Here is a 21,774-nt window from a genome sequence, read left to right as displayed (position 1 = left end):
GGGAAATAAAAAAAGCTCTGAGTTATCAGAGCTTTTTATCGCGTAATAGTTTCGTGTTCAACAAAAATTATTAGTGGTGGCCCGCAGAAACCGCTGCGCCGGCTGCCTCAACCGCTTTGTGTGTGATCCAGCCCGCGTCGTAGAACCAGGTCGTCATTGGATCAACCAAGAACACAATGCCCGCCAAACCGACCAGAGCCAGTACTATGGTGTAAGGCAATGCCATGACCACCATGCGGCCATAGGACAGACGAATCAACGGAGCCAATGCCGAGGTCAGCAAGAACAAGAAAGCTGCCTGTCCGTTTGGTGTCGCCACCGATGGCAGGTTGGTGCCGGTGTTGATCGCCACAGCCAGCAAGTCAAACTGGTCACGGGTGATGATGCCTTCAAGCAGAGCTGTTTTCACTTCATTGATGTAGACGGTTCCGACGAACACGTTATCCGATACCATTGAGAGCAGGCCGTTCGCCACATAGAAGAGTGCCAACTGAGTACCGCTGTCTTCAACGTGCAGTACTGCATCGATCACTGGTTTGAACAGCTGTTGGTCGATGATGACCGCCACAATCGAGAAAAAGACCGCCAGCAGCGCAGTAAAAGGCAAGGCCTCTTCAAACGCTTTACCCAGTGAGTGCTCTTCTATCACGCCCGTAAACGCCGTTGCCAGAATGATCACTGACAAACCGATCAGACCGACTGCGGCCAGGTGCAGTGCCAAGCCCACGATCAGCCATACGGCAATCAGGCCTTGAATCCACAGTTTAGCGACGTCTTGGTTGGTGCGGTTTTTGCGTTCTTCATAGTCAAAATCCACCAGAATCTGGCGCACGTTGTCCGGCAGTTCAGCACCGTAACCAAAGACTTTGAATTTCTCGACCAGAACACAGGTGATCATGCCGCAGATAAAGACGGGTAGGGTAACCGGCGCCATACGGATAATGAATTCACCAAATAACCAACCGGCCTGGTCGGCAATGATCAGGTTCTGAGGTTCACCTACCATGGTCGTTACTCCACCCAATGCGGTACCGACACCGGCGTGCATCAGCAAAGAGCGCAGAAACGCACGGTAGTTTTCCAGATCGTCACGGGTCAAATCAGTAAAGTGGTCATCCATGGTATGGTCGTGCGCGGAGCTGGATCCTTTACCGGAAGCCACTTTGTGGTAGATCGCGTAGAAGCCCACCGCGACGCTGATGACGACCGCAATGACAGTCAGCGCATCAAGAAAAGCCGATAGGAACGCCGCAGCGAAACAGAAGGCCGCGGATAACATGGCTTTTGAGCGGATACCCAGTAAGATCTTGGTGAAGATAAACAGAAGCAAGTGCTTCATGAAGTAAATACCGGCAACCATGAACACCAGCAGCAGCAACACTTCGATGTTCGCCACCAGTTCGTGTTTCACTTGCTCCGGGCTGGTCATGCCAATGGCAATAGCTTCAATGGCCAATAAGCCTCCGGGTTGAAGCGGGTAACACTTCAGCGCCATCGCCAGAGTAAAAATGAACTCAACGACCAGCAACCAACCAGCGACAAACGGGTTGATCAGGAAGAAGACAATCGGGTTAACGATAAGAAAGGCGATAATGGCAACTTTGTACCAGTCTGGTGCTTTACCAAGAAAGTTTTTGATAAAAGCATTTCCGAGCGACATCGGCATGGGTATTACTCTTACTGTTTTCTGAATAGACATTTCGACTGTGCTTGTATCTGTCATCCATTAATCGCGGTTATCAAGAAATAATGGCTATTCAACAGTGACTTAGAAAAACAACAATGTAACATTTCGCCATTGTGACCTTGCCAAGTCACTCCCTGAGAAACACAAGCACTCCCTACTTTCGCTCGCCACTCTACTCTTTGGATAGCTTTAGTCAATAAGAAACTTTATATTGATATAAGGCTCAGTGATATTTTGTTTAAAAACATGATCTCAGTTGAGAATGTCGAGATTGAGAGTTGTGAAAATTACAGCTAGTTGTCTTTATCCAATTGAAAAGCGGATAGATCACACTTTTGTGCTTTAATAATTCTGTAAATAGCAACTTTAAATTGCATAAATTGAATGTGTGACTGCATAGCAATTCCCGTAAATTCAACAGTTATAAATGTTTAATATTTGTTAAATTTAGAATTGTTTAGATTCAGGTAACTGAAACATCGAATAAAATAAATATTCATTAATAGAGCATATACTCTATCGTCAGCGTGAGGTCAGTTTACGCGCTACAGGTTTCCGTAGTGTGAAAACTAGTGGTATGATGAGTTATATTAGACCCAATAAATGATAAATACCGGAAAACAAATTAATGGTCATTAAGGCAAAAAGCCCAGCAGGATTCGCTGAAAAATACATTATTGAAAGCATCTGGAATGGTCGCTTTCCGCCTGGCTCTATTCTTCCTGCCGAACGCGAGCTCTCCGAACTGATCGGTGTTACCCGAACGACATTGCGTGAGGTGCTGCAGCGCTTGGCACGTGATGGTTGGTTGACGATTCAACACGGTAAACCGACCAAAGTGAATCAGTTTATGGAAACGTCCGGTTTGCATATACTCGATACGCTGATGACGCTTGATGTTGATAACGCAACTAATATCGTTGAAGATTTACTGGCGGCGCGTACCAACATCAGTCCTATCTTTATGCGCTACGCTTTTAAAGTGAACAAAGAGAGCTCCGAGCGCACCATCAGTAACGTGATTGAGTCGTGTGAAACGCTGCTCAAAGCGGAATCCTGGGATAAGTTTATCGAAGTGTCACCCTATGCGGATAAGATCATTCAGCAAGTTAAAGACGACGGTGAAAAAGACGAACAGAAGCGCCAGGAAATTCTGATCGCTAAGACGTTCAACTTCTACGATTATATGTTGTTCCAGCGTCTTGCGTTCCATTCTGGCAATCAGATCTACGGTCTGATCTTTAACGGCCTACGCAAATTGTATGATCGAGTGGGCAGCTACTACTTCTCGAATCCGAAGGCTCGAGATCTGGCTCTGGATTTCTACCGTCAACTGCTTGATGTGTGTGAAACCGGTAACCGTGAACAGATCCCTCTGGTTGTCCGCCATTATGGTATGGAGAGTGCGCACATCTGGAACCAGATGAAGACCACTTTACCGACTAACTTTACCGAAGACGACAGCTAATCATACGGTTGACTCATCATTAAAAAAACCCGCCTGCTAGCGGGTTTTTTCGTATCAATCCAGGTCGTCTTCTTTACCACCAGCCTCTTCAAACCATTTGGTCAGGTGGGTTTTGAGATCCTTCAGCTCTTCCGGCCCAATCAGCGCCAGACCAAGATCTTCGGCGCGCGTGATGTCGTTGTAGCGCAGTGGACGGAAGCTGACCAGCATTGCGCGGGCCTGTAGGCCGCCGAGCAGGTCGCGTAAGGTGTCGAGTTTATACAAAGTGTCATCACCGTCATCGCGCATGCCTTTGGTTTTGCATTCAATGATGTGCAGTTTGTTGTTTACGACAGTCGCCACATCCAGTTCGTTACGCACTTCACGTTCGCCGATTTCTCGATAAACCTGCACGTTCAAAGAACGGTCCTGAATGGTGGGCATGTCATCTTGAATCTGGCGCACGGTACTGTGGACCAGAGTCTCTAACCATTCGCCGTTGGAGAAGCGTCGTGCGTCTTCATTCACAAACGTCAGGATGCCACTTTGGTATGACGCGATTTGCGCCTCGACCAGATCGGTGATCAGCATATTGAGCTCTCGATAACCTTGCTGCTTTTCCGTCAGTTCGACGTCGAGTTTCTGTTCTTTGCGACACGTGGTGGCGAGATAGTTGAGTGTGGCGAGACCGGGCCCGAGCTCAAGGGCGTTACCGGCCCAGCGTTCACCCAACTCATACAACTTCTGGTCGAGCTGAGGGGGGAGGTGATGTTCGCTGAATTCGCCACGCGCACCAAAAATGGTTAAATAATCGGAGATGGTGATCAGGTCTTCAACCTGAGTATCCTCGCGGCCATCGGGATAAAGCCAACACAAACGATCACTGTTGGGCTCCACAACGAAAATTGGCCAGTGGTATGTACGGAACACCTCGTACACCGATAACAGTCTGTGGCGCAGGCCGCAGCTGGCATTCAAGCGGACGTCTTCACCCCGCTCATGCAACTGTTGCGCTAATCGTTGCACAGCTTGTTTGATTTTTGAGGTATTGACCACATTCGGAATTTCGAAAAATTCTGAGGTAATGTTGCGTTTATCAAGTACCGACGCGAGTCGGTGGTACATGGTTTTTTGAGCGGGTTCACCAATAAAAACAATGTGTTTACTAATGGTCCGGTTATCAAGAAGGGGCGTGACCAAACGGATCGGATCTTGATCGATAATGCCAACATGAACTGCCATATATTTTCCTCATGCATGGCTTGCAAAAATTTGAGCAGAAAAGGAAAGCAAGCCGTGGGTGCCACAAGTCAGTATGTCGGGAATCCGTGTAAAAGCTTGTGGCTCTATCTACTCATATAAAGTTGCAGACCATAAAAAACAAGAGCGGTTTCACAAAAAACCGCTCTTTGAGGAGAATTGACAGTACGTTTACAGTTTAAATCGGTGAACCAATTCACCCTGTTGATTGGCCAGAGAGGTAAGGCTTGCGCTGGTTTGTGCAATTTCGGACATAGCCTGATAGCTGCTGTCGGCGATCAGGTTGATTTCTTCAATGCTGCGAGCGATGCCGGATGTGGTTTGACTCTGCTCTGCCGCCGCCTGTGAAATGTAGCTGCTCATGTGACTGATTTCGATGATCAGCGCCTGAATTTCTTCCATGGCACTGTTGGCATTCGAGGCTTGTTCAACCGACAACTCCATGTCGGTCATACAGCTCTCAATCACTTGGCCGGCGGTTTTTGAGCTGGTTTGCAGATTACTGATCATGCTCTCAATTTCGCTGGTGGACTCTGTCGTGCGCTGGGCAAGAACCCGGACTTCGTCTGCCACCACGGCAAACCCTCGTCCTTGTTCGCCTGCACGCGCTGCCTCAATAGCCGCATTGAGAGCCAGCAGGTTGGTTTGCTCAGCAATGTTGCGGATAACGTCCAGAATCGACCCGATTTGACTGCTCATGCGCTGCAGTTCACCGACGGCCTGCACCGACTCATTGAGGCGGGACTCGAGCTGATTGATGGTCGTGATATTGGTGCTCATTACCTGACGGCCCGATTCCGACGCGTTTTCCACTTGCTCGACCATCTGCTGAGAGCTTTGTGCGCTCTGAGCCACTTCTTGCACCGAGTGCGCCATTTCCGTCATGGCCGTTGCCACGCTGGCCGTTTGTTCGCGTTGATTGCTCAATTGCTGCTGAGCACTGGTTGATGTGTGCTGGTTGGTATTAGCCGTTGTAGTGAGGTTGTCGGAGGCATCGTTGAGCCGGACCAGAATATCGTGCAGGTTATCCGCCAACGAGTTGATGTGCCCGCTGACCCGGCTGAATTCGTTGTTGTAGCGAATGTCGATACGCTTGGTCATGTCACCATCGGTGAGGCCTTCCAGTGTTTTCAAGATACGGGTCAACGGCTCACGGACGCTGTGAGCGATGTGATAACCAATACCGGCGGCAAACAGCACAATTGCAATGCCAATCACAATGGCTTTAACTACGCCTTGCTCGTAAATGTCGCTGGCCAGAGTCAATGATTGATTCAGGTGCTCAGTGGCTCGTTGGTTAAAGGATTCCAGAATCGTCATAGCCTGGTCGACTTCTACCGCCAGATTCGCGATGTTGTCATACAGCGCAGCTTTGGCTTGCAGATAATCGTTGTGCTGATCCAGCACGCCGCCCTTCATACCGATATCAGTAGTAAATTGCTGGACAGCTTCGTCGAAGGCCTTCTTGATTTCCGGCATTTGAGTCGCCAGGCCACGATAGGCGTAATTCAAGTGAGTGACGGCTTTTTTATTTTTGTTCACCGCTTCCAGCACATACGCAGGATCGGAACTCGCCAGCGCATCTGAGGTGACGACTTCGGCGTCTTTTAATTTGATGAAGTAGCTCTTGGCCATGACTTTGACCGAAATACTGTCCTGATCATCCACGTAGTCTTTCATGCCCACGCTCAGTTCAGAGTGCAGCCTTTGGAAGCGCCGGGTCGATTTCTGCACGTCTTCCTGCGCTTTGAACATCGCCTGATAGTTATCCATGGCTTCGTTGGCTTCGGTGACGTAACGTTGCTTCATCTCTTCCAACTGAGCGATACGGGTTTCCAGCTCGTTATCTCCGAGACTGGCTTGTTTCAGTTGATCCAGCGCCTGGCCTAGCTGGTCGCTGGCCTGTTGAAAATCGTTCCGTCGTTCCGCCATCCGCTCCGGATTCTGAGTGGTCAGAAAGTCTTTAAAGGATTTGTCCGCAGAGAGCAGACTGACACTGGTTTGATTGGACAATGAGACCAGAGGCAATGAGGTCTTAGAGACCGACTGGAAGTACGACTGAATCTGATTCATTCCGGCCATCATCATGGCGCTGGAAATGATAAACAGAATAATGATCAACGTGAATCCGGCGTACATCCGCCTTATCACAGAACCCTTCATAAAACTCTCCCTGAATTAAAAAAGACAATCGCTGTCTTAAAAAAGTAACAAAACAATCAACATTGTATTGAGAACGATTCACGCGTTTTATGACGTACAAGACAGTTTTAGTTTGTGTTTGCGGAAGGATTGATGATTCTGTTAAGTGAACACTGTTTTTATTGAGCTTTTTTAAGCCTTCAAGCATACTTATCGGCATACTGATATCCAATCCAACTCATAATGGAGCGCTTCATGGCTGAAGAAACCATTTTTAGCAAAATTATTCGTCGCGAAATCCCGGCCGATGTGGTTTACCAGGACGATCTGGTGACCGCTTTCCGTGATATTAATCCCCGAGCTCCAAGTCACATTCTGATCATCCCAAACAAACTGATTCCTACGGTGAATGAAGTTGAGGAAGCGGATGAGTTGGCGCTCGGTCGTATGTTTACGGTCGCCCGCCAACTGGCTAAAGAGGAAGGGATTGACGAGGATGGCTACCGTTTGATTATGAACTGTAACTCACATGGTGGTCAGGAGGTGTATCACATCCATATGCACCTGCTGGGTGGACGCCCGCTGGGGCCGATGTTGATGAGCTGATTGGCATCTGATGCCTGTGTTGCGGAGCTCGGGAGTCTTTCCGGGCTCAATATGAGAACCATAAGTAAGTGTTACGGAGTTTGAATTGCTAAGTCAGATTCGACTCGCTCTGGTGCTGTCATCTTCACTGTTGTTGTCTTCGTGTGCGAATTTGTCCGCTGGCAATCTGTTCAGCCACTACAGCGCACAAAATCAGGACATGTATCAAGCGGTGAAGAGTGGCCAGTATCAAAAAGCGGAAGAGGAACTGCCGAACCAAGTGGCGGGTGAGATACTCGACAACATGGAGAAAGGTCGGGTGTATTTCCTCAATGCGCAGTATGAGCAGAGTAAATCCAGCCTGGAGTCCAGTGACAAAGCGGTTCAGGTGCAACAGGATAAAGCGGTGATTTCGGTCTCGGACACCGCAACCAATGTCGGCTCTATCGCGGTGAACGATAATCTTAACATTTATCGGCCTGCCGATTATGAACTGGGGTTTTTACATCTGTATCTGGGGTTGAATTACCTGCAACAGAACAGCCTGGAAGGGGCTCTGGTGGAAATGCGTCGCGGTAATCAGGTTCAGGAAAAAGCACGCAAAGAGCGTGAAAAAGAACTCGAATCTGCGGCCAAAGAGATGCAGTCTCAGGGGCTTTCTCCTAATCTGGGAAGTGTACTGTCGAACTACCCCGATGCGGGTAAGCAGCTTCAGGCGGTACAAAACGGCTATTTGTTGTATTTATCGGCGCTGCTGTACGAAACCGCCAACAACCTCAATGACGCTTGGATTGATTATCGCCGTGCATTGGCGGTGATGCCAGACAATCGCGATGTCATTGATGGGGCAATGCGGGTTGGTCGCCGGTTAGGAATGCGTCAGGACGTGTCTTTGATGGAAAAACGCTACGGCAAACACAAAGCCATGCCGGTCGGAAAATCTCGGGTGTTATTCATTGAAGAGCAAGGGGTTGTCGAGGCGATGCAAAGCTGGCGACTGACTTTACCGATTTATGACAGTCGGGACAACGTGGGGCTGTATTCTCTCGCGCTGCCGTATTACCCCGCTCAACCGATCCCCACCTTGGGTCGTTACACTATTGACGGTCAATCGGTCGGTGGTCACTTACTGACGGACGTCAACCTGATGGCGCAGCGTGACCTGTCCGAGCGGATTCCAGCCATGGTGATTCGTCAGGCACTGCGGGTCTGGGCGAAAGACAGACTGCGAAAAGAAGCAACCAAGAAAGGCGATGATGTCGGGAATCTGATTTTCAACGTCTGGAATACGTTGACTGAGCAGCCGGATACGCGCAGTTGGCTGACCCTGCCGGGAGCGGTGCTCAGTGGCAGTCGATACGTGACACCGGGTACCCAAACACTCAGTGTGGATGGTAAACAGTATCAGTTTAATGTTGAAGCGGGTCAGACCGCATTGGTATGGATTTCACGCCAGGGCGGTAACGCTACGATCTGGCATAAGCAACTAGGAAAACTATGATGAAAAAATGGCTTTTCGCTGCGTTGGCAGCTGTGCTGATGATGGGATGTGCCAGTAATACGGCCGGGTTGAGAGTCGACGGCGCGTCTCAGACGGTCCTGTTTGGTGACAATGTGTTGGGTGGTCGACTTAACGTAGAAGACATTACTACCAAGCAAGTCGATGGTCATGCCCGTGGCATCGTACGTTTGGCAAGCCAGTACAAAGGCGATCAACACATTCAATATCGTTTCTACTGGTACGACAATGACGGCCTTGAAGTTAACAACAAGCTTGGTCCGTGGAAGCAAGCCATTGTGCGTGGTATGGAAACCGTCACTATCTCAGAAGTGTCTGTGAATCCAAACGGAACCCAATTCCGCGTTCAGATCCGTGAAGCGGACGATTAATCAATTTTGTATCCAGGCACTCACTGATGAGATGCCTGAACTGTTTTGAGACGTACTGTAATGGTACGAATTGGTAGAGAAAGGAACCAACATGAAAAAGAGTGTAATTGCATTACTGGGTTTGGCCGTGATTCTGGGCGGTTGTTCGAACCGCGTCAGCTATGGTGATGCGCAGGCTGTAGAAACAACCACCATCGATTTTGGTTCGACGGATCTGCAGAAAATTGCCGGTGAGATGGTAGACAGTATGTTGTCTTCCGGTTCAGTGGCGGCAATCACCAGCAACTCTCGTCCCATCGCGTTTGTTGACAGCATCAAGAACAAAACCAGCGAGCACATTGATACCGAGTCCATCACAGACACCATCAGCACAAAAATGCTGAATTCGGGTAAGTTCCGTTTTGTGGATATGGATCGTGTGGAATCGGTACGTAAGCAACTGAACTTCCAGAACAACGATCAACTGGTGAACCAAAGCACCGCGATTCAGTTTGGTAAAATGGTCGGCGCGCAGTACATGTTGTACGGCAACCTGTCCAGCATCGTGAAGTCTGCAGGTAGTGACAAAGACGTCTACTACAAAATGACCATGCGTTTGATGGATCTGGAAACGGGTCTGATTGAATGGGCGGACGAAACAGAAATTCGTAAGCAGGCATCGAAGAGCTTGCTGGGTCTGTAATCATTGCTAGGATCTCGCCGATGGCAAGGATGTCATGGAAAGAGGCGTGTCAGCTCGACACGTCTCTGGTTAGTTTAGATTCGTTCTTTCATCGGGCCCCTGAGTTCGCTCAAACACTGACCGGGGGCCTGACTAATCGTTGTTGGAAAGTGGTGCTTCCCTCTGGTCAGGCGTACGTCTGGCGGCCTATCACCCCAATCACTAAGGCGTTTTCCATTTCACGCCATCAGGAATATCAGATTCTTAAAGCCATTGAGCCCTCGGGCATTGCACCTGCGCCTTCGCTGGTCAATGACCAGGGACTGCTGGTCGAATGGGTTGACGGCGAAGCCTTACATCAGGGTATGGCGGTCGCCAGCTTGGTAGAGACACTGGCCGCAGTGCATGATCTGGACATTCACCGCATTCCCGTTGCGCCTTTTAACTTTACAGCACGTGTTGACCATTACTGGATGCAGCTAGATAGCGAGCGCAAAACTGAGCGCGTGACGGATATCTATCAACGTTGGCGCAGCGCGCCAAATCTGCGGGATGCAGGTAAAGTGTTGTGCCATTTCGATTTGGCCGGTTACAACTTGGTTGCCACCCAGACCGGGACGCGAGTAATCGACTGGGAGTACGCGTCACTGGCCGATCCGAGATTGGATCTTACCCTGACCATCGGTGCGGCGGACTTACCGATGCTGGAAGCCATCCAGTTATATTGTCAACAACGGGACATACGAGAGTGGGATGATTGGGTAGAAGGCGTGATGGCCTGGCAGCCACGAACACAGATGATGGCAATGCTCTGGTATCTATTGGCTCACCAGCTCTGGGGGGAAGAAAGCTATGGTCTGGCAGCCCAGCAGTTGGAAGCGTCGTTTTGCAGTTGAGATCACTGTTTGTCTTTAATGGCTTATAAAAAATAGGGGCTTAGCCTTTTCACGCACAACATTCGTGATAAATTGGGTGTTCAGGGAGGACACACACATGATTATTTATCTACACGGCTTCGACTCCACCAGTCCGGGTAATCACGAGAAAGTACTGCAACTGCAATTTATCGATGATGATGTCCGGTTCATCAACTACAGCACCTTGCACCCGAAACATGATATGCAGCATTTGCTGAAAGAAGTGCACAAAGTCATTGAGCAGTCCGGCGACACTGAGCCTATGATCTGTGGCGTGGGGTTGGGGGGATACTGGTCAGAGCGTATTGGTTTCTTGTGCGGCATCAAGCAGGTGATGTTCAATCCCAATCTGCATCCTGAGATCACGATGCAGGGGCGCATTGATCGGCCGGAGGAGTATGAAGACATCGCGACCAAATGTGTGAGCGATTTTCGCCACAAAAATCAAAGCCGTTGCCTGGTGATATTGTCCCAACAAGACGAGGTGCATGATAACCGCAAAACGGCCAGTGAGCTTGAGGCGTATTACGACATCGTCTGGGATCAAACTCAGACGCATAAATTTAAGAAAATCTCACAACATCTGCAGGCCATGAAAGCATTCAAACAAGCTTAATATCCTGTCGTATTAATTGCTTAGCGAGGGTTGCTCCCTCGCAGGCTCGTTCCGGCTTTCTCTAACGCATCACACCAACCAGACAGAAATTGCAGAACTTTCATGCAATTTACTTCTTTATCCGTAATGTCCCTATCAAGGCTAGTGAATTTCATGCAATATAAGGTTGCGCAGTGAATTTTGCTCTATATAATGACTTTACTATAAATATTTTGATAAATATCAACAAAATTTGAGAGCAAGACAGAAACTTGCCGAAAATTGAGCTTGGGTCTCGCTTTTACTCCATTGCGTGTCGTTGCTTATCTCTAGAAAGACAAATTTTAAAAATTTTATCGGTTGGAGCGCCGGTTGCTGTTTATCCATCATGCAGCCTTTGGCCTCGGGCCGACACCCATTTATCGACATTTTTAGAGGATCAATACTGTGACGCGAATTATCGTTGTAGGCGGTGGCGCTGGTGGCCTGGAACTGGCAACCAAACTGGGGCGAACCCTAGGGCGCAAAAAACGAGCAAAAATCACCCTGGTGGATCGAAAAGCCAGTCACTTGTGGAAACCCTTGTTGCACGAAGTGGCGACCGGTTCTCTGGATGAAGGCGTGGATGCCCTGAGCTATCTGGCGCATGCCAAGAATCACAGCTTTGACTTCCAACTGGGCAGTCTGGCCGATATCGACCGTGAACGAAAAGTGATCACCCTGAGCGAGCTGCGCGACAGCAACAATGAATTGCTGATGCCTGGACGTGAATTGGAATACGACATTCTGGTGATGGCGATTGGCTCGACGTCAAACGACTTTAACACGCCAGGTGTACGTGAGCACTGTATCTTCCTCGACAGTCCAGAGCAAGCAAGTCGTTTCCGCACGGAAATGAATAATGAATTCCTTAAGTTGCATGCCAAAGAAGGCCATGGCACCGTGGACATTGCGATTGTTGGCGGTGGCGCGACTGGCGTAGAGCTGTCAGCTGAGCTGCATAACGCAATCAAAGAGCTGCACAATTACGGTTTCGGCGATCTGGACTCCAGTAAACTGAACGTTAATTTGATTGAAGCTGGTGAACGCATTCTTCCTGCATTGCCACCTCGAATCTCTTCCGCGGCGCATCATGAGTTGACTAAGCTGGGCGTAAACGTACGCACGGCGACGATGATCACTCAGGCCGAGGCTGATGGCCTAGTGACAAAAGACGGCGAGAAGATCCCAGCTCAGATTATGGTCTGGGCAGCAGGTATTAAGGCACCGGATTTCATCAAAGATATTGGTGGCCTTGAGACCAACCGGATCAACCAACTGGTGGTCAAAGAGACGCTGCAGACAACACGTGATGACGACATTTTCGTGATCGGTGATTTGGCTCAGTGTACGCAGCCGGATGGTTCGTTTGTACCACCGCGAGCTCAGGCTGCGCACCAAATGGCCAGCCGCGCATTCAGCAACATTGTTGCCAAGCTCAGTGGGCGTGAGATGAAGCCGTATATCTATAAAGATAAAGGCTCTTTGGTTTCACTCAGCCGTTTCTCAACGGTCGGTAGCCTGATGGGCAACCTGACCAAAGGCTCGATGATGGTTGAAGGTCGCATTGCGCGGGTAGTGTACATTTCACTATATCGACTGCACCAGATGGCGCTGCATGGGTTCTTCAAAACGGCGCTGATTGTGCTAATGGGCAGGATCAACCGGGTGCTACGTCCGACCCTCAAATTGCATTAATAAAAAAGAGCTCTTCGGAGCTCTTTTTGGTGGGCGTGGCCTTTAATTAAGGCAGTACTGAGAACACCATACCGTCTCTCGGCTGATTATTGAACACGTAGCGATTTTGGGCCGTCACTTCATATTGAGCACCACACGCCAGAGCGAGTTTCTGACTGGGCAGGTTGGCTGGGTCACACACAATTTCGACTCGGGTGACTTTCAATTTTTCAAAGCAAAAATGAATCAGTGCCTGCAGCGCTTCACTGCCGTATCCGTTGCCCTGATGGGCGTCAGCAATCCAGTAACCTAAACTGACCATATTGAAGGTATGGTACATCTCGTTGATGGCCACCATGCCAAGCAGTTGATCGTCAGAGCGGCGGAAAACACCAAACCCATAGGCTTCGCCTTTGACCCAGTTAAGTCGGGTGGCGAGCAGGAAACGCTCGGCTTCTTTGGCACTGAAATCGGCGCGACACCAATCAACCCATTGATGCAGGGAAGGGGAGTGTTGAATGGCGTGGCACAGTGTCTGAGTCTGGTCGGACTCAATCAGCTTGAGAACCAGACGGGATGAGATGATTTGGAAATCCGGGCTCATGGTATTCGATAAATAATCGCCCTCCAGAGAGGGCGAATACGTTAGCCTGCGCGACGAACCTGGATAATCATGCCCATCAATGGGTTATCCAGATAGTGGATCTCGCCGCTGCGCATACGACGTTTCTGATCCATGCGGTAGCTCTTGAGGAACTTAAGTTCTTCAACCGTTGGTGTGACGTCTTCCAGGTTGCCAACCTGTACGGTATCCCCGTTGTCAAATTCCGCCATGGGCTTTTGCGGTAGCATGATCTCTTTGACCACCGGCTCTTTGACGTCCAGCATCACATCGGCATACAGATAGTGTTCCACATACACCTGCATTCTGCCGTCCAGTTGGTAAACCGGGCCGTTTTGAGTCTCTTCGCTGACACCGTCAATACTGGTGAGTGCGGTGCTGCCTTTCGGGCTACCATCTACGTTGTACTGGCTTGAGTAGTTCTTGCCGCCTTGAATATGAAAAACCGGTGCAGATAGGCGACCCCGACCGCTTTGGCGCCATGCGGTGTGCATCAGCACCTGGAAGCCTGCGTGATTGCGCAGAGCTTGCTCTTGTGGATTAAGGCGGTACGAAGAGCTTGGTAACAGCTGCACGCCTTTTTGAGCGCGATAGTTGGCATCGTTCAAGTTGCCAGCGTTGTCCATGCTGATAACCGGCAGTTGATCAGGCCAGGATTCCGTGGTTTGTTCCGCATTCACGGTACGTTTAAATATGATCACTTCTATATCAAATTGTCGGGCCATGGTCGGCAAAGAGACAAAAAAGAGTAGTAGTGGGATCAGCTTTTTCATTTCGACTCCGTCGTAGGTGCAGGGCACCTGAATTTAAACTTGGATACTTATCTGTTATGCGCTGGGCAACAAGTTTTGTTGAAACTCAGTCAGCATATCTGAAACAAATTGGATACGCTTGCGTCTGTCGACCAATGGTACCGCAAACTTAAACTTGGTTGGGCCTTCCATCGCAAATTTTTGTGGCTGTGATTGCAATAGTGTAACCAAAAACACTGGATTTATGTCAGCGTCCGGATAGAACTCGATGAAGCCACCCTTATCGTGCGCTTCAATCTTTCTCACTTTCAGCATGGCCGCGTCCAGCTTGAGTTCAGTGACAGAAAGCAAATTTTTGGTCGCGTCCGGCAGCAAGCCAAAGCGATCTATCAGTTCTACTTTCAGCTCTTCCAATTCTTCATTGCTCGACACGCTGGCGATTTGTTTGTACATCGACAGGCGCGTGTTCACATCCGGAATATAATCATCGGGCAACAGTGCGGGTAAGCGCATTTCGACTTCTGTCTGCTCGCGCAGCAACTCATCCAAAGAGGGCTCTTTGCCTTCACGCAGAGCGTCGACTGCTTGTTCCAGCATCTCCATATACAGGGTGAAGCCGACCGACTGGATTTGTCCGCTCTGCTCATCGCCCAGTAATTCACCCGCTCCGCGGATTTCAAGATCGTGCGTTGCCAGCGTGAAGCCGGCGCCCAAATCTTCCAAAGAGGCGATCGCATCAAGCCTTTTGATCGCGTCTTTGGTCATGGCTTTAGGGTGTGGAGTCAACAGATAGGCATAAGCCTGATGGTGCGAGCGACCGACGCGGCCACGCAGTTGGTGCAACTGAGCCAGGCCGAGGTGATCGGCGCGATCCATGATGATCGTGTTGGCGGTCGGCACATCGATGCCGGTTTCAATGATGGTGGTACATACGAGCAGATTAAAGCGCTGGTGATAGAAATCATTCATGATGCGTTCCAGCTCGCGTTCGCGCATCTGACCGTGAGCCGTGGTAATACGCGCTTCGGGGATCAGTTTTTCCAGGTCAGCGGCTACTTTTTCTATGGTTTCGACCTGATTATGCAGGAAGTAAACCTGGCCACCGCGCATGATCTCACGCAGAACCGCTTCGCGGATGATGCTGTCGTCCCGCTCACGCACAAAGGTTTTGATGGCCAGACGCCGCGCCGGTGGCGTTGCAATAATCGACAGGTCGCGCATGCCACTCATCGCCATGTTGAGGGTCCGTGGGATAGGGGTGGCGGTCAGAGTCAGAATATCGACGTCAGCGCGCATCGCTTTCATCTTTTCTTTCTGGCGCACTCCAAAACGGTGTTCTTCGTCTACGATCAACAGGCCGAGGTCTTTAAAACGAATATCGCTCGAAAGCAGCTTGTGTGTGCCAACCACCAGATCGACTTTCCCGTCTTCAATGTCTTGAAGAATCAGTTTCTGCTCTTTGGCCGATTTAAATCGTGACAGTACTTCGACCCGGATGGGCAAGTTAGCAAATCGGTCGCGGAAGTTTTCAAAATGTTGTTGTGCCAGCAGTGTGGTCGGTACTAACACGGCCACTTGTTTGCCATTGTCGGTGGCCACAAACGCCGCCCGCATCGCCACTTCGGTCTTGCCAAAACCCACGTCGCCACACACCAAACGATCCATGGCTTTGGGTTGGCACATATCTGACATTACCGCGTTAATCGCCATTGCCTGATCATCGGTTTCCTCAAACGGGAATCCGGCTTTGAACGTCGCGTACTGGCCGCGGTCGAGCGCAAACTTATAGCCTGGTTTCAGCTCGCGTTTGGCGTACACATCCAACAGCTCTGCCGCCACATCACGCACTTTTTCCGCAGCGCGGCGACGAGCCTTCGCCCAGGCTTCTCCGCCGAGTTTATGCAGTGGTGCGGCTTCTTCGGCGCCACCAGAATAACGGCTGATAAGGTTGAGTGACGCAACCGGGACATATAATTTGGCGTCGTTTTGATACTCAAGCGTTACGTACTCGGTGGTCATGCCACCCGCTTCCAGCGTTTGCAGGCCAATGTAGCGGCCAATACCATGATCAATGTGGACCACGGGTTGCCCGGGTTTGAGTTCGGCCAGATTACGGATAACCGCGTCACTGTTGGTGACTTTGCGGTCTTTGCGACGTCGTTGAATGACGCGATCGCCCAGTAAATCGCTTTCACAGATAAACGCGATGTCCGCCAGAGAATGAATGAATCCGTGCTCGCTGGCGCCCAGTACCAGAGTAAAACGTTCCGGGCTGTGCAGCGCTTCGTGCAATGATGCGCAAGCGACAGGACGCAGTTTAATGCGCTGCAGTAACTCCAGCAGGGCTTCTCGGCGTCCTTCCGATTCAACTGAGAAGATCAGTTTGCCGCTAAAGGACTCACTGAACTGGCGCAGCGCTGCGAGAGGCTCTTTGTTCTGATGCTGTACGGCCAGCTCCGGCAGTGCTTCCAGAGGCGGATTGATTCGCCCGGCCTTTTCACTGACGCTCTCCGCGGACAACACAATTTGCGGCAGCGACTTGAACTGTGCGTGCAGTTCATCTTTCTTCAGCCACAATTCATGCGGTGGCAATAGAGGGCGGAGTGGGTCTACCTTACGCTGGTCGTAGCGATAATCGACATCATTGAGGAAGGTATCAATGGCAGACTCGATATCGCCAACGGCAATCAATTGGCTGTCGTCGGCAATGTAGTCGAATAAGGTTTCACTATGATCAAAGAACAGCGGTTGCCAGTATTCAATCCCGGCTGGCCAGGTGCCTTTGGAAACTTGCATATACACTGACTCTGGCTCGCGACGAGCTTCGAACCGCTGACGCCAGCGAATCCGAAACTCTTCAATGGCCGATTCGCTGGTGGGGAACTCGTGTGCTGGCAGCAGACGGATCTGCGCGATGTCTTCAATGGAGCGCTGCGTTTCCGGATCAAAAGTCCGTATCGTATCGATCTCATCATCAAAAAAATCGATTCGGTAAGGATCGCTCGATCCCATCGGAAACAGATCCAGAATGGAACCGCGACTGGCGTATTCGCCCGGACCAAAGACCTGATCGACATGACGGTAGCCGGACTTTTCCAGTTGCAGGCGCAGTTTCTCTAAAGAATAGAGATCGCCGGTTTTGACCATCAGCGTATGCTGCATCAAAAATTCGCGCGGAGACTGACGTTGTAGCAATGTACTGACCGGCACAATGGTGATACCGCGGGTTTGCGTCGGCAGCTGATACAGACGGGCTATCCGATCTGAAATGATTTCCTGGTGTGGTGAGAAGTTGTCGTATGGCAGCGTTTCCCAATCCGGAAAAAGCGCGACTTCACTCTCACTGAACTGTTCGATTTCCTGCTGCAATTTGAGGGCGGTCTGTGGATCCGGGACCGCCAGCAGCGTATGGCTGCTGTGTTGCGCTGCCAGCTCGGCGATCGCCAGTGCCAGACTGGCGCCCTGAAGATTGCCGACGTGCTTTTTGTCTCCGGCGCCGCTTGGGTTGGCCAAAGCAAGTAAATGGGATGTAGTCATGGTAATGCTTATTGTTTTTCTCGGGTTAAAGAGCGCTGACGCAACAGTTTTTGTTGTTGGAAAAGCGCGGCTTTAATCAGCAGATCCTGGTCGCTGTCTCTGAGGCGTTCATATTTCATCGTGATCAGGAAGTCATTCTCCTGAGCGTCACAGCCCGTTACGCGGCCATAACAATAGATCGCTGCCGAAGGATGTTCCAGAAATAGTTTCACTCGGGCCTGCATGTCAGTTGGCATCGCTTGTGTGCTACGAAACGTAAACTGACTGGCACCAAATGACTCGGTGGTATAACGATACCTGGGATCATCCTGTTGTGACAGCATGTACGTCAGCAGCAGGTTCAGTTTGGCGTTTTGATTTTCCAGCAGTTCCACGATTTGGCGGATATCTTTGTTCTGCATATCCAGGCGAGCGTGTTCATTGGCTTGCTCAAGATGACAAAACTCACTGGCCACTTTGAACGGAACGGGAATTTCAGCGTCGAAGTCATTACAGGAAGGAAGCGTGACACCGTCATCCAATGGTTCAACATTGGCGGTCATGTGATGATGGACGGTGAAATATTCTTGATCGGACATACGTATCTTCCTTTGTCTAATGATCTGATTATCGACATACCGGTCAACTTATCAAGGTATGTCGTTACTATTCACAGACTTAATTACGTAATTTAACGCTGAATTGGCAAAATAGGGCTACATATGCGCGAGATTAATCGTTACAGTAGCGATAATTTTTATCTAGGTTGACTAGTTATGTTTCACCCAGTTTCGACGTTTATCGGTCTGCGCTACCTGAGAGGCCGCTCAGGCGACAGGTTCAGTCGGTTTGTTTCTTATATGTCCACCGCAGGCATCACCATTGGTGTGATGGCGTTGGTGACCGTTCTGTCGGTCATGAATGGCTTTGAAGCACAGCTTAAAAGCCGGATTCTTGGTGTCTTGCCTCAGGCTGTGATTGCGCAAGGCGATGATCGCACCAGCTATACTGCCGAACCGCCGGCATTTATTACCTCGTTGTCAGCGGCAAAGAAGCCAGAGCCTATTGTACGCAGTGAAGCGGTCATTCAAAGCGCGTCAGAGTTGAGCGCAGGCTTGATGGTTGGGATTGAGCCCGGTGATGATGACCCGATCGAAAACTATCTGATAGCTGGCCGGATTTCGGCGTTGCAGCCGGGTAAGTATCAGGTGTTCCTTGGCCATACCCTGGCGCGTAACCTGAACGTTTCGCTGGGTGATAAAGTCCGCCTGATGGTCACCAGTGCCAGTCAGTTTACCCCGTTGGGCCGGATTCCGAGCCAACGTAACTTTACCGTTGCCGGAATTTTCAATACCGGCTCTGATGTCGATGGCCAGCTAATGGTGACACACCTGCATGATGCAGGTCGCCTATTGCGCTTCAAATCCGATACCATTTCTGGCTGGCGCCTGTTCTTTAACGATCCGTTTGTCGTCAGTGAGCTGGCAACCAAATCGTTGCCGGACGGCTGGCACTGGAGTGACTGGCGTGAGCAGCGCGGCGAGTTATTTCAGGCCGTGCGAATGGAAAAGAATATGATGGGTTTGATGCTGGGGCTGATTGTCGGTGTCGCAGCATTTAACATCATCTCTGCGCTGATCATGGTGGTGATGGAGAAGCAGTCGGAAGTGGCTATTTTGAAAACACAAGGCATGACCAGCAATCAAATCCTGGCGATTTTCATGGTGCAGGGGGCAAGCAGCGGCGTGATTGGTGCGGTTGTCGGTGGTGTCCTCGGTGTCGCACTGGCTGCCAATCTGAATACGTTGCTCGATACCATGGGCGTCGCGCTATTGTCCATTGGTGGAGAGCTGCCGGTGATGATCAGTCCATGGCAGATCTCGGTCGTGGTTTTACTGGCGGTTGCACTGAGCTTACTGGCAACCCTGTTTCCTTCTTACCGCGCATCTTCTGTTAAACCCGCTGAGGCTTTGAGATATGAATAACCTTTTACACTGTCACGATGTATGTAAGACCTACCGGGAAGGTGGGTTGGACACACAGGTTTTAAAAGGCGTCAGCTTTGACATCCAGGTTGGGGAGTTGGTCTCGATCATCGGTTCGTCCGGATCGGGCAAAAGTACGCTGCTGCACATTCTGGGCGCATTGGATGATGCGAGCCGGGGTGGGGTCACTTTTCTTGGTCACGATCTCTCGGCGCTGTCTTCCAATAAACAAGCCAAAATCCGCAATCAACATTTAGGGTTTGTGTATCAGTTTCACCATTTGCTGGCGGATTTTAGTGCACTCGAAAATGTGGCGATGCCGCTGTTGATCGGTGGCGCTAAGGTCAGCGATGCGAAACAGCAGGCCAGTGAGTTGCTGGAAAAAGTTGGTCTGGGGCATCGGATGGAACACCGCCCGGCAGAGCTGTCTGGTGGGGAACGTCAGCGTGTGGCGATAGCCCGTGCCTTGGTCAACAAGCCGGATCTGGTGCTGGCCGATGAACCTACCGGTAACTTGGACCATAAAACCGCACTGGCGATTTATGATCTGATGCGTGAGCTGAACAGGGAATCTGGTACCGCGTTTCTTGTCGTCACTCATGACGGTGAACTGGCGGCGAAAATGGATCGTCAGTTGCATATGCAAGATGGTCTGTTGCTGAACGTGGAGGTGGCGTAAGTGTTGTCCTCCCTGTCGTTGTTTATTGGCGGGCGTTTCAGCCGCGCCAAACAGCGTAACAAAATGGTGTCGTTCATCTCGCTGTCTTCCACCATCGGCATCGCTGTTGGTGTGGCGGTGATCATCATTGGTTTGTCTGCCATGAACGGTTTTGAGCGTGAGCTGGAAAATCGGGTTCTTTCCGTGATTCCTCACGGCGAATTTGAAGGGGTGCGTAGCCCGATTGAAGATTGGTCTTCGGTGATCAAACAGGCTGAACAACATCCACAGATCACCGCAGCAGCGCCCTACGTGAAATTTACCGCACTGGCAGAAAAAGGCCAAAAACTCAAAGCGATAGAAGTACGTGGCGTGGATCCCCAAAGTGAAGCGACTGTGTCAAAAATTGCTGAGTTCGTCGACCCGTCTGCCTGGCAGGCATTTAAGCCGGGACAGCAACTGGCGATTTTGGGGCAGGGCGTAGCCGATTATCTCGGCGTGAAAAAGGGGGATTACCTGACCTTAATGATCCCGACCAGCAATACCACCAAGCAGGTGCAAGCACCAAAGCGAGTTCGGGTGCAAGTGGCAGGGTTATTGGCGCTCAATGGCCAGATCGATCATAACCTGGCGATGGTGCCTCTGGCAGATGCACAGCAGTACGCCAATATGGGCAGTGCGGTTACCGGGGTGTCGGTCAAAGTGTCCGATGTCCTCAACGCCACTCAGATCGTGCGTGAGGCAGGAAATACGCTTAACGTCTATGTGTATCTGCGCAGCTGGCAGCAGAAATTTGGTTTCCTGTATCGAGATATTCAGCTGGTACGTACCATTATGTATCTGGTAATGGTATTGGTGATCGGTGTCGCGTGCTTCAATATTGTCTCGACTCTGATGATGGCCGTTAAAGATCGCGCATCAGAAATCGCGATACTTCGCACAATGGGGGCCACTGACGGGTTAATTAAGCGCATATTTGTCTGGCAAGGCGTGTTTTCCGGTGTACTGGGGAGTGTTGTTGGCAGTGTGATTGGTCTGGCTGTAGCGTTCAACCTTACGCCGATGGTGAAAGCTCTGGAAAGCCTGATTGGGCATCAGTTTCTGTCTGGTGATATTTACTTTGTGGATTTTCTTCCCTCACAGGTGCATCTGGACGATGTTGTGTTGGTGTCAGGAACCGCCATCATACTGAGCCTGCTGGCGACCTGGTATCCCGCGTCACGAGCGAGCCGGCTCAACCCAGCCAGCGTGCTGAGTGGTAAATAACAAAAAAGGACCACACGGTCCTTTTTTCATACTTGCTTAACGCTTTTTGCAGTCAGAAAAATATCCCTGATCGCA

18 protein-coding genes are annotated in these 21,774 nt (G+C 50.4%); 11 read left to right on the top strand and 7 right to left on the bottom strand.

The genetic code is table 11. From position 1 onward, the window contains the following. Positions 1-70: 70 nt before the first annotated feature. On the bottom strand, positions 71-1,666 hold the full coding sequence (gene nhaB, locus CAG64_RS04460; protein WP_161488846.1) for a Na(+)/H(+) antiporter NhaB: 1,596 nt from the start codon (positions 1,664-1,666) through the stop codon (positions 71-73). 649 nt (positions 1,667-2,315) lie between these two features. Here nhaB and fadR point away from each other — a divergent pair. Beyond that, positions 2,316-3,155, top strand: coding sequence for a fatty acid metabolism transcriptional regulator FadR (gene fadR / locus CAG64_RS04455; RefSeq protein ID WP_021704160.1), 840 nt, complete (start codon positions 2,316-2,318; stop codon positions 3,153-3,155). Positions 3,156-3,209: 54 nt separating this feature from the next. On the opposite strand, the gene CAG64_RS04450 is transcribed toward fadR, so the two are convergent. After that, complete coding sequence (locus CAG64_RS04450; protein ID WP_021704159.1) at positions 3,210-4,376, bottom strand: DUF1887 family protein; 1,167 nt, start codon at positions 4,374-4,376, stop codon at positions 3,210-3,212. 189 nt (positions 4,377-4,565) lie between these two features. After that, positions 4,566-6,557, bottom strand: a complete 1,992-nt coding sequence (locus CAG64_RS04445) for a methyl-accepting chemotaxis protein (protein ID WP_021704158.1) — start codon at positions 6,555-6,557, stop codon at positions 4,566-4,568. A gap of 234 nt (positions 6,558-6,791) precedes the next feature. Between CAG64_RS04445 and hinT the strand changes: the two genes are divergently transcribed. From hinT to CAG64_RS04410, 7 genes are all read left to right on the top strand, one after another. Further along, positions 6,792-7,142 carry a purine nucleoside phosphoramidase gene (hinT, locus tag CAG64_RS04440; RefSeq protein WP_021704157.1) on the top strand — a complete coding sequence of 117 codons (351 nt, stop codon included), beginning with the start codon at positions 6,792-6,794 and terminating at the stop codon, positions 7,140-7,142. An 85-nt stretch (positions 7,143-7,227) separates the two neighbouring features. Then, a complete protein-coding gene (locus CAG64_RS04435) occupies positions 7,228-8,622 on the top strand; it encodes a COG3014 family protein (RefSeq protein WP_161451428.1) in 1,395 nt (464 codons plus the stop codon). Beyond that, the gene (locus tag CAG64_RS04430) at positions 8,622-9,011 is read left to right on the top strand and encodes a YcfL family protein (protein WP_021704155.1); all 390 of its coding nucleotides are present in this window, start codon (positions 8,622-8,624) and stop codon (positions 9,009-9,011) included. Before CAG64_RS04435 ends, CAG64_RS04430 begins: the two co-directional genes overlap by 1 nt. Positions 9,012-9,102: 91 nt before the next feature. Then, positions 9,103-9,693 (top strand): penicillin-binding protein activator LpoB, encoded by a 591-nt coding sequence (gene lpoB / locus CAG64_RS04425; protein WP_021704154.1) that lies wholly within the window; start codon positions 9,103-9,105, stop codon positions 9,691-9,693. Between the two features lie 20 nt (positions 9,694-9,713). Beyond that, positions 9,714-10,568 carry a phosphotransferase gene (locus CAG64_RS04420; protein WP_161451426.1) on the top strand — a complete coding sequence of 285 codons (855 nt, stop codon included), beginning with the start codon at positions 9,714-9,716 and terminating at the stop codon, positions 10,566-10,568. Positions 10,569-10,665: 97 nt separating this feature from the next. Beyond that, on the top strand, positions 10,666-11,205 hold the full coding sequence (gene ycfP / locus CAG64_RS04415; protein WP_161451423.1) for an alpha/beta hydrolase YcfP: 540 nt from the start codon (positions 10,666-10,668) through the stop codon (positions 11,203-11,205). 426 nt (positions 11,206-11,631) lie between these two features. Beyond that, entirely contained in the window at positions 11,632-12,921 is a 1,290-nt protein-coding gene (locus CAG64_RS04410; RefSeq protein ID WP_021704151.1) for an NAD(P)/FAD-dependent oxidoreductase, read from the top strand. A 46-nt stretch (positions 12,922-12,967) separates the two neighbouring features. Here CAG64_RS04410 and CAG64_RS04405 read toward each other — a convergent pair whose 3' ends face one another. Genes CAG64_RS04405 through CAG64_RS04390 form a run of 4 tightly spaced genes read right to left on the bottom strand, consistent with a single transcriptional unit; the run spans position 12,968 to position 18,389 of the window. Continuing rightward, the gene (locus CAG64_RS04405; RefSeq protein WP_161447796.1) at positions 12,968-13,504 is read right to left on the bottom strand and encodes a GNAT family N-acetyltransferase; all 537 of its coding nucleotides are present in this window, start codon (positions 13,502-13,504) and stop codon (positions 12,968-12,970) included. A 41-nt stretch (positions 13,505-13,545) separates the two neighbouring features. Beyond that, a complete protein-coding gene (locus tag CAG64_RS04400) occupies positions 13,546-14,295 on the bottom strand; it encodes a peptidoglycan binding protein CsiV (RefSeq protein WP_021704149.1) in 750 nt (249 codons plus the stop codon). A 54-nt stretch (positions 14,296-14,349) separates the two neighbouring features. Next, positions 14,350-17,811, bottom strand: coding sequence for a transcription-repair coupling factor (gene mfd, locus CAG64_RS04395; RefSeq protein WP_161447798.1), 3,462 nt, complete (start codon positions 17,809-17,811; stop codon positions 14,350-14,352). Positions 17,812-17,819: 8 nt separating this feature from the next. Next, positions 17,820-18,389, bottom strand: coding sequence for a PilZ domain-containing protein (locus CAG64_RS04390; RefSeq protein ID WP_161447800.1), 570 nt, complete (start codon positions 18,387-18,389; stop codon positions 17,820-17,822). A gap of 177 nt (positions 18,390-18,566) precedes the next feature. Here CAG64_RS04390 and lolC point away from each other — a divergent pair, with 177 nt between their 5' ends. Genes lolC through lolE form a run of 3 tightly spaced genes read left to right on the top strand, consistent with a single transcriptional unit; the run spans position 18,567 to position 21,699 of the window. Further along, on the top strand, positions 18,567-19,775 hold the full coding sequence (lolC, locus tag CAG64_RS04385) for a lipoprotein-releasing ABC transporter permease subunit LolC (protein WP_161447802.1): 1,209 nt from the start codon (positions 18,567-18,569) through the stop codon (positions 19,773-19,775). Then, entirely contained in the window at positions 19,768-20,454 is a 687-nt protein-coding gene (lolD, locus tag CAG64_RS04380) for a lipoprotein-releasing ABC transporter ATP-binding protein LolD (protein ID WP_161447803.1), read from the top strand. The genes lolC and lolD overlap by 8 nt, the downstream gene beginning before the upstream one ends. Next, on the top strand, positions 20,455-21,699 hold the full coding sequence (gene lolE, locus CAG64_RS04375) for a lipoprotein-releasing ABC transporter permease subunit LolE (RefSeq protein WP_161447805.1): 1,245 nt from the start codon (positions 20,455-20,457) through the stop codon (positions 21,697-21,699). It abuts the gene before it with no gap. Positions 21,700-21,774 lie beyond the last annotated feature (75 nt).

The sequence above is a fragment of the Vibrio sp. V38_P2S17PM301 genome (genome assembly GCF_009904845.1).
Taxonomy (GTDB): Bacteria; Pseudomonadota; Gammaproteobacteria; order Enterobacterales; family Vibrionaceae; genus Vibrio; species Vibrio proteolyticus.
This window is presented reverse-complemented; position numbering and strand designations above follow the sequence as displayed.